The following is an 8,988-nucleotide window of genomic DNA, read 5'->3' on the forward strand; positions in this document are numbered from 1 at the left end:
CTACTACGCCTTGCTGGCGCGATCGGTACCGGAGCTGCGACCGGGCTGGATCGACGAAGTCGACGTGCATATCGAGAACGCCGTTGCCACCGCCCCGGCCTGATGCGTCTTGTGTTGCACGATAGTCCGGAGCCTCAGCCGTTCGCGCAACGCTACGCCGCGGCCCCGCCCACCGGACTGGCGAAACGTGCGATGTGGAAGGCCTCGATGGGCGTGGTTGTCGCGCCGGTGTGGATCAGTTCCGCCATCACATCGCCGACGCCGGGGCCAAGCTGGAAGCCTGCACCGGAGAATCCAAACGCGTAGTAGAGGCCAGGTACACGCGCGCTCGGCCCCATGACCGGCCGGTCGTCCTCCATGTAGCCCTCGATGCCACTCCAGACGCGGATGATCTGCAGGTGACCGACTGCCGGCACTACCCGGGTCATCTGCGTCAATTGCCTGAGCGTGTGCCGGGGGCGTACGTATGCGCGCCGCTTGTCCAGGTCGACCGGCTCATGGCCGCAACCGCCAAGAACGAGATTGCCCCGCGTGATCTGTCGAAAGTAAAAGGTTTCATCCAGTCTTTCGGATGAAACGCTGATCGATGGCGCGATTGCGTAGGGAACAGGTTCGGTGACTGCCATCTGTGGCCCCTTTGCGCGCATCGGCACCGGCTCGCCGAAACGGGCACTGATGCGGTCGCCCCAGGCACCGGCCGTCACCAGCACCGCCGGTGCGCGGAAGACGCGCCCGTCGGCGGCAGTGACACGGAAATCGACGCCTTCCTTTTCGACATGCAGGATCTCGGTGTTCTCAATGACCTGTGCACCCAAACGGGTCGCGGCACGCGCGAAGGCCGGCGCGGCCAGGCGTGGATTGGCGTGACCGTCGTAGGGCGCATAGGATCCGACGATCACCTCCGGCCCCAGATACGGAAAGCGTTCGCGCAACAACCGGCCGCTGAGGATCTCCAGACCGAGCCCATATGGGCGCGAGTCTTCTTCATACTTCTCCAGCCGCTCGACATGCTGTTGCCGGTAGCCCGCGCGAAGATGACCGCTCGGAATGAACTCAATGTCCTCGCCGATCAGCTCCCTGAGCTTGCCCCAGATCTCCCGCGACCGGTTTGCCAGTGGCAATTGCTCGAGAAAGCGCCCCTGCCGGCGCACGTTGCCGAAGTTGGTACCGCTCGCTTGCTGGCCTACCAGCCCGCGCTCGAGCAGGATGACCGAGACGCCGCGGCGGCGCAAGAAAAATGCCGTGGCGGCCCCCATGAAGCCGCCACCGACGATGACCACGTCTGCTACCTTTTCGCTCATTTGTCTTATGCCCAGGTAAAGGCCGATGGCTAATGCCGCCAGTCCTGCCACCGGTAGTACGCGCCGACGATAGGCAGGAACCACGGCTTGCCGAAATGACCGGGAATGGCTGGCCAATCCAGCTCTCGCCACGGGTTGCACTCCGGGCGGCCCGCCATCACATCGGCCATGACCTGGCCCATATGTACCGACATCTGCACGCCATGGCCGCTGTAGCCAACCGAGTAATACATCCCGTTATGCTGTCCTGCGCGCGGCAGACGGTCAGCCGTCATGTCGACCAGCCCGCCCCAGCAGTAGTCGAGGCGTACGCCGCGCAACTCCGGAAAGGTGGCTTCCATCGCTGCCTGAAGGATACGGCCGCTCTTCTCGTCCGAGCGCGGGTTGGACATCGCAAAACGCGCACGTCCTCCAAACAGCAAACGGTTGTCGGGAGAAACGCGGAAGTAATTGCCGATGTGCTTCGAAGTCGTGTAAGCACGGCGGTGCGGTAGCAGACGATCGAGCAAAGACTTGTCCAATGGCTCGGTGCCGATGATGAAACTGCCCACCGATATCATGCGCCGCCGCAGGAACGAGAACGGTCCCGTGCCGGAGTTGCCCGTCGCCAGCAGCACTTGCTTCGCATCGACCTGGCCACGTGGGCTGATCACGCGAAAGGTCCCGTCAGCGCGTCGCTCCAGCTTTGTGACAGGTGCCCGCTCATAGATGCGCGCACCGTTGCGCGCCGCGGCTTCGGCAAGCCCGACGCCGAACTTGCCCATGTGCATCTGGGCGCTGGTTTTTTGCAGCAGCGCACCGAAGAAGCTGGTGGAACTGACTTCTTCCTGGAGTCGCGACCGCGGCACCATTTCGACATTCGGATCGACCTCTCGACGCAACACTTCGCAGGCGCGTGCCAGCTTGTCGTAGTGCTCAGGCTTCGCCGCCAGTTTCAGCTTGCCGGCGCGCACAAAGTCACAAGCGATACGCTCCCTGGTAATCACCGCCTCGACGGTGTCCACAGCGGCGTCATAGGCTTGGTAAAACCCCCGGGCTTTGTCCACGCCAATACGCTGGGCCAACGATGCGAAGTCATGCGCCAGGCCGCTGTTGCAATGCCCGCCGTTGCGCCCAGACGCCTCGCCCACAACACGGCCCGCCTCGAGCACGGTGACTGACGCTCCCTGCCTCGAGAGCGCCAGCGCGGCCGATAACCCGGTAAAACCCGCCCCGATCACCACCACGTCCGCACGCCCCGTGACGGGTCCTTGCGCCCCACCGACAAAGCCGGGTGCGGTATCGAGCCAATAGGATTCCAGCTTCATCTCGGCCTCCTGATCTGGTGGATTTCCGGGTGCACGCGCTTCTCCTTACAGGCCGACGAGTGCGGGCAGACCGCTCAGGTCCTTGATTTCGTGGCAACCCCACACCGACCAGCTCGGCTCGTGGCCACGTGCGACGAATGCCTTGTTCTTGATGCCGACATCGTCCGCCGACAAATGGTCGTAGCGCATGCTGGACGAAACGTGAAGCACGTCTTCTGGGGTGCACTCCAGCTGCTCGATCATGTACTCGAAGGCCTTCAGACGCGGCTTATAGGCACCGGCCTGCTGCGCGGTATAGACGCGGTGGAAAGGTGCGCCCAGCTTTTCGACACTGTACGGGATCTGCACGTCCATCGCGTTCGAAAAGATCACCAGCTGGTATTCCTTCGCCAGGCGTGCCAGCGCGTCCGGCACATCCTTGTGGGGCTGCCAGGTCGGCACGGCGCTGTAGAACTTCAGGCCTTCGTTGTCACGGTACTCGATGCCCCAGCGGCGGCAAAGGCGCTCCACCGAATTGCACAGCAGCTCGTCATACGGGCGCCAGTCGCCCATCACCTCATCCAGCCGGTAGCGCGCGAAGTCGGTCGTGAACTGCTCCATGTTCTCCGGAGCAATGCGGTCGGCGAAAAGCTCGCGTGCCAGATCCGCCATCTGGAAGTTGATCAGGGTTCCATAGCAATCGAAGGAGATGTACTTGGGTCGCAGGGTGGTGGCACTCATGTTTCGGGATTCCATTCAAGTTGATTCGTGCCTCGCTATGTGCGAAGCTCACTCGGCGGCTCGCTACCGGACGTAACTTCATGCGCGCTGGCGGCATATACCGGACCGTCGCCTCCTGGAAACCATTAAATCATGTGGGGCCTGTATGGATGTCTCGTTGTCATGCCGCCCGGCCACATTATTCTTCGATTTAAAACCATCGCACAGCACGAGTTGCTGCGCCAGGAAACCACCTCTCCCCGCTCAGTTCCGGCAAGCGTAAAGATGGACGCACCAGCGAGCGGCGCTGCAAGCAGTGGCGGTAAAATTCGGCCGCCTTCATGATGGCAGTTCGCCCTGCAGCGGACTGACATCCCTGCGCAGCGCGATGCCATGACGATGTGGCACCCGGGCAAGGACGGGCGGAAGCATGATCTGCGGTCAGTCACCCTGTATACAGCACAACCTTCGGTTTGCCTCGGCCCTACGCATCATCGTGTGGAATTGCGTTGCCCGATCGAATCCCCCTCGAACATGTGGCAACATTGTTCTTAACTACAGAGGCCTCGAACACAATCCCGCCCGCTGTCAACGCAGCATTGGTTGCGGCGGCAGGCCAGGCAGATGAGGTAAAAGATGAAAGATCCGAATGGGAGCGGCACCGTCCAATTTCGCAGCATGAGGCCGGATGACCTGCCGGAGGTCCACAAGCTGTCCCTGGCCACGCTGTGGCCGCACCGCCTCGAGGACTGGAAGTTCATCCTCGATATTGGCGAGGGGATCGTCGCGGAAGACGGCACGGGCATTATCGGTACCGTGATGTACTGGCTCCATGGCACGGACTACGCATGGCTGGGCATGACCATCGTCTCGCCAGACCATCGCCACCAAGGGCTTGGACGCGAGCTGGTTTCCCGGGCGCTGAACGCAACCGGGGACCGGACGGTTCTGCTCCATACTACTTCGGATGGCGTTCCGTTATTCGAAAGTTTCGGCTTTCAGCCAACGTGCTGGGTACACCGGCACCAGGGCAGCGTTTTTCACTACCCGTTCGTGCCACTCAGTGCAGGCGAGCGGATCCGGCCTATCAGCCCGCGGGACGAAGCCGCGCTTGCGGACATGGCGAGCCGCTCCAGCGGTATGCCGCGTAACTCATTGATCAGGCATTTGCTGACGGTTGCCGATGTGGTCGCCATCGATCGCTACGGCGAATTGATCGCCTTCGCGGCACTGCGCAAGTTCGGCCACGGTTTTGTCATCGGTCCGGTGATCGCCCCCGATATCGACCGCGCCAAAGCGTTGATCGCCCATTGGGCAGGCTCGCGTGCGGGTTCCTTTGTGCGCGCGGACGTCCCCGACAGCAGCGGCCTGAGTTCCTGGCTCACCGACATGGGCCTGGTACAGGTCGACGAAACAGTGCAGGCCATGGTGCGAGGCAAACCGCCGCTGCCAGATGCATCGATCACCCGCTTCGCTCTGCTCAGCCAGTCATTAGGCTAGGCGCTGCCCGAGCAGCGCTCCCGCTACGGTTCCAACAACCTCTGCATGGCACGCTGCGCCGGGCACTTGCGTGCCCGTTTTGGCGCCTGGCGTCATGCCTCGCAAGGCTCGCCTACAGGCACCGTATGTCCAGCAGCGAATACCACGCGCCATCCGGCGCAACTCAATCCGGATTGACGAAAATGGCACCAAATCCTTATCGCCGATCTGCTTGCTTTTCCTCTCAAGATTGAGGCAAGCGGCGGCCTGCTGCAGTGCCAGCGGCGTTGCAGCATAACATGTTGAAAGCCACGCGAAATTGCGGTTTCGCATGAGTTGGGAAGCCACGTCCGATAGTTAATGCTACGCCCCCGTGCCTAGAATGACGTTGCGTTCGTTTTCCCGTGCACAGCCAGGTTGACCACGATCGGCCTTGCCTGGTTGTGTAAGTTTGTCCTCCATACGGATTCCTCATGCAAATCGATTCCCTGATCGCATTAGACCGCGAACACCTGATTCACCCCCTGGTCAACTACCGCGCCCACGAACAACGCGGCGTCACCATTCTCGAGTCAGGGCACGGCGCCTACTTGAGGGACGCGCAGGGCAATGAACTGCTCGATGCCTTCTCCGGCCTTTGGTGCGTCAACGTAGGCTACGGTCAACAAAGCATTGTCCAGGCCGCCGCGGAGCAGATGGCCAAGCTGCCGTATGCCACCGGCTATTTCCACTTCGGCTCCGAGCCGGCGATCCGGCTTGCCGCGCGCCTGGTCGAACTGGCGCCGCCCTCGCTGCGCCATGTGTATTTCACACTCGGCGGATCGGATGCAGACGATTCGGCGATCCGCTTCATCACGCACTACTTCAATTCGACGGGCCGGCCCCAGAAGAAGCAGTTTATTTCGCTCGAGCGCGGCTATCACGGGTCGTCGTCGCAAGGATCGGGGCTGACAGCGCTTTCGGTATTTCACAACAATTTCGATGTGCCGTTGCGCAACCAGCACAAGATTCCCTCGCCCTATCCTTACCGCAACCCCGTCGGCCCGGATCCGGAAGCCATCATCCATGCTTCGGTGGAAGCCTTGCGATCCAAGGTGCAGGAACTGGGCGCGGACAATGTCGCCGCCTTCTTCTGCGAACCGATCCAGGGCTCCGGCGGCGTGATCGTGCCGCCCAAGGGCTGGCTCAAGGCAATGCGCACCGCGTGCAGCGAGTTGGGAATCCTGTTCGTCGTTGATGAGGTCATCACCGCCTTCGGCCGCACCGGGCCGATGTTCGCGTGCGAAGCCGAAGGCGTCGAACCGGACCTGATGACGATTGCGAAGGGATTGACCGCCGCTTACGCGCCGATGGGCGCCGTACTGATGTCGGATGAAGTGTATGCAGGCATCGCGGACGGCATGGCCGCCGGCGTTCCGGTGGGCCATGGCTACACCTATTCCGCGCACCCCGTCAGCGCCGCCATCGGCCTGGAAGTCCTCCGGCTATACACGGAGGGCGGGCTGCTCGCCAACGGCAATGCGCAAGCCCCGCACTTTGAGGAAGGCCTGCGCAGCCTGGTCAGCCATCCGCTCGTTGGCGAAGCGCGCAGCCGCGGGCTACTCGGCGCGCTTGAGCTGGTCAGTGACAAGTCCAGCAAAGAGCGCTTCAGCCCCTCCCTCAAGCTTCACGAGCGCATCACCGAGGTTGCCTACCGCAACAAAGTGGTATTCCGGGCATTCGGCGACAACATCCTCGGCTTCGCGCCGGCGCTTTGCTATACCGAGGCCGATTTCGAACTGCTGTTCGCCCGTTTGAAGAAGACGCTGGATGAGGTGCTGGCACAGCCCGAAGTACGGGCCGCCATCAAGCAGTAAGTCCATTGCGCCGGCGTCCCCGCGGTGTCAGCGCGGGGAATTGCTGCTAACGTACCTGAACGAGACTGGCGGAGGATCGCGATGCTTGACACGCCTAAACTGGATCGGATCGACATCTCCATCCTCAGCCACTTGCAGCGTAACGGCCGTACCACCAACGTGGATCTGGCGGATGCGGTCGGCCTCTCGCCCAGCCCGTGCCTGATCCGCGTAAAGCGCCTGGAGAAAGCGGGCTACATCGGCGGATATGGCGCCCAGGTCCGGCTGGAGAAGCTGGGAACAATGCAGATCGTGTTTACCCAGGTGACACTATCCGATCACCGGCGCGAGGACTTCGCCAGATTCGAAGCCGCGATTCGAGACATTGACGAAATCGTCGAATGCCACCTGGTGAGCGGCGGCTTCGATTACATGCTGAAATTCGTGACATGCGGCGTGGCGCACTACCAGAGCATTGTCGAGGATGTGCTCAGGCAGAACGTCAATATCGAGAAATACTTCAGTTATATCGTGATCAAGTCGTCTTTCGTCAAAGGCTATTATCCGATCGCGAAGCTGCTCGCGGGGCATGAGTAACCGCCGCTTGCCTCGCCTTACCTGACCTTTCCGGCCTCCCTCTTCTCTTCAACCCCTTCTCTTCAGCTTCGGCAGACCGACAATCTGCCTGCACGCCAATGCAAGACGGCCGGCTTTCGCCGGCCGCCCCAGTGGCAGAAGCAGCGCCTCAGTCCAGCTGGCCCTGGCACACATACTTGATATGCATGTACTCGTCCATGCCATGGCGGGAGCCCTCGCGCCCGTAGCCCGAGTCTTTCACGCCGCCAAACGGCGCCGCTTCCGCTGCCAGCGCGCCTTCATTGATCCCGACAATGCCTGACTCCAGCGCATCGGCAAGGCGCCAGATCCGCCGTACGTCATTCGAGTAAAAATATGCCGCCAGGCCAAATGGTGTCGAATTGGCTGCCGCAACCACCTCCGCCTCGGTGCTGAAGCGGGTCACCGGTGCGACCGGGCCAAAGGTCTCTTCATAAGAGCACTGCATGGAGGCATCCGCATCTACCAGCACGGTCGGGGCGTAGTAGTTGGGGCCAGGGCATTCCGCGTTGCGGATGCGCTCTCCGCCCACCACCACGCGGGCGCCGCGGCTGACGGCCTCTTGCACATGCCGCTCGATTTTCTCAACGGCACGTGCATTGATCATGGGGCCGATCTGCGCCGCAGGGTTGGTGGCCGGCCCGACCACCAATGCGCCGACGCGGGCTGCGAGCTTGTCGACGAAGGCATCGTGCACCCTGTCCTGGACAAAGATGCGGTTGGGACAAACGCAGGTCTGCCCGCCGTTGCGGAACTTGGCGGCCATCAGGCCCTCGACGGCGGCGTCGAGATCGGCATCGTCAAAGACGATGAACGGCGCATTGCCCCCGAGTTCAAGCGACAGCTTCTTGAGCGTATCGGCGGAGCGGCGCGCCAGGTGCTTGCCGACGGGGGTCGAGCCGGTAAAGGTGATCTTTCGCACCCGGGCATCGTCCAGCCAGACATCGACCACCTCGGCCGCCCGCTCACGCGAGGCAGTCACGATATTCAGCACCCCCGGCGGCACGCCCGCCTCTTCTGCGAGCCGGACCAGGGCCAGTGAAGTCAGCGGCGTATCCTCGGCCGGCTTGCAGACCACCGTGCAGCCCGCTGCCAGCGCCGGCGCAATCTTGCGTGCAATCATCGCCGCCGGGAAATTCCAGGGGGTGATAGCGGCGATGACCCCAACCGGTTCACGCAGCGCCAACATGCGACGGCCCGGAACCGGTGCGGCGATCACGTCACCGTCCGCGCGCGTGGCCTCTTCGGCAAACCATTCGACATAGCTTGCTGCGTACAGTACCTCGCCTTTGCCTTCCGCCAAGGGCTTGCCCTGCTCGCGCGAAATCAGCCGGCCAAGATCTTCGATGTGGCTGACGATCAGGTCATTCCAGCGTTTGATGATCTGAGCGCGTTGCTTCGCAGGGGTCTTGCGCCAGGCGGGAAACGCAGCATGGGCGACGTCGACGGCAAGCCGGGCATCGGCCGCACCGCTATCGGGCACGGATGCGAAGACCTCATCCGTGGCTGGATCCGCTACGTCCAGCGTGCGGTGGTCCGCGGCGCTGCACCATTCGCCGCCGACATAGTTGCCACCGGGAAGCAGGTTCTGGTTCTGGAGGGAAAGAGGCATTGGAAAACTCTCCTTGATAATGGTGTTAGATTGCAGTGCCGGCAACGCCAGCGGGCGTGGCATTTTTTCCATGGAGATCGACTTCATCGATCCAGCCGCGGCGCAGCTCCGGTACCGATCGCGCCAGCAAGGCGTAGTAA

Annotated in this window: 7 protein-coding genes; 3 read left to right on the plus strand and 4 right to left on the minus strand. The window is 62.2% G+C overall.

Annotated features, from left to right (window positions below; genetic code table 11):
- Window positions 1–152: 152 nt before the first annotated feature.
- The 3 genes from VSR71_RS34720 to VSR71_RS34730 are packed head-to-tail and all read right to left on the minus strand — an operon-like array spanning window position 153 to window position 3,328.
- Complete coding sequence (locus VSR71_RS34720; protein ID WP_342917879.1) at window positions 153–1,301, minus strand: FAD-binding oxidoreductase; 1,149 nt, start codon at window positions 1,299–1,301, stop codon at window positions 153–155.
- Between the two features lie 29 nt (window positions 1,302–1,330).
- Window positions 1,331–2,608, minus strand: coding sequence for an FAD-binding oxidoreductase (locus VSR71_RS34725; RefSeq protein ID WP_342917880.1), 1,278 nt, complete (start codon window positions 2,606–2,608; stop codon window positions 1,331–1,333).
- Window positions 2,609–2,653: 45 nt separating this feature from the next.
- Window positions 2,654–3,328 carry a haloacid dehalogenase type II gene (locus tag VSR71_RS34730; protein ID WP_342917881.1) on the minus strand — a complete coding sequence of 225 codons (675 nt, stop codon included), beginning with the start codon at window positions 3,326–3,328 and terminating at the stop codon, window positions 2,654–2,656.
- A gap of 615 nt (window positions 3,329–3,943) precedes the next feature.
- Here VSR71_RS34730 and VSR71_RS34735 point away from each other — a divergent pair.
- From VSR71_RS34735 to VSR71_RS34745, 3 genes are all read left to right on the plus strand, one after another.
- Window positions 3,944–4,807: a GNAT family N-acetyltransferase gene (locus VSR71_RS34735; RefSeq protein ID WP_342917882.1), complete on the plus strand. Its 864-nt coding sequence runs from the start codon at window positions 3,944–3,946 to the stop codon at window positions 4,805–4,807.
- Window positions 4,808–5,259: 452 nt separating this feature from the next.
- Entirely contained in the window at window positions 5,260–6,642 is a 1,383-nt protein-coding gene (locus VSR71_RS34740) for an aspartate aminotransferase family protein (RefSeq protein WP_342917883.1), read from the plus strand.
- Between the two features lie 81 nt (window positions 6,643–6,723).
- Complete coding sequence (locus tag VSR71_RS34745) at window positions 6,724–7,218, plus strand: Lrp/AsnC family transcriptional regulator (protein WP_342917884.1); 495 nt, start codon at window positions 6,724–6,726, stop codon at window positions 7,216–7,218.
- A gap of 148 nt (window positions 7,219–7,366) precedes the next feature.
- On the opposite strand, the gene VSR71_RS34750 is transcribed toward VSR71_RS34745, so the two are convergent.
- A complete protein-coding gene (locus VSR71_RS34750) occupies window positions 7,367–8,848 on the minus strand; it encodes an NAD-dependent succinate-semialdehyde dehydrogenase (RefSeq protein WP_342917885.1) in 1,482 nt (493 codons plus the stop codon).
- Between the last annotated feature and the right edge of the window lie 140 nt (window positions 8,849–8,988).

This window comes from Cupriavidus oxalaticus (assembly GCF_038900635.1).
GTDB lineage: Bacteria > Pseudomonadota > Gammaproteobacteria > Burkholderiales > Burkholderiaceae > Cupriavidus > Cupriavidus oxalaticus_B.

Excerpts from the sequence above, each read along its gene's own strand:
- VSR71_RS34745 (WP_342917884.1), top strand. The coding sequence starts at position 6,724 with ATGCTTGACACGCCTAAACTGGATCGGATCGACATCTCCATCCTCAGC.
- VSR71_RS34735 (WP_342917882.1), top strand. The coding sequence starts at position 3,944 with ATGAAAGATCCGAATGGGAGCGGCACCGTCCAATTTCGCAGCATGAGG.
- VSR71_RS34730 (WP_342917881.1), bottom strand. The coding sequence starts at position 3,328 with ATGAGTGCCACCACCCTGCGACCCAAGTACATCTCCTTCGATTGCTAT.
- VSR71_RS34720 (WP_342917879.1), bottom strand. The coding sequence starts at position 1,301 with ATGAGCGAAAAGGTAGCAGACGTGGTCATCGTCGGTGGCGGCTTCATG.
- VSR71_RS34750 (WP_342917885.1), bottom strand. The coding sequence starts at position 8,848 with ATGCCTCTTTCCCTCCAGAACCAGAACCTGCTTCCCGGTGGCAACTAT.
- VSR71_RS34725 (WP_342917880.1), bottom strand. The coding sequence starts at position 2,608 with ATGAAGCTGGAATCCTATTGGCTCGATACCGCACCCGGCTTTGTCGGT.
- VSR71_RS34740 (WP_342917883.1), top strand. The coding sequence starts at position 5,260 with ATGCAAATCGATTCCCTGATCGCATTAGACCGCGAACACCTGATTCAC.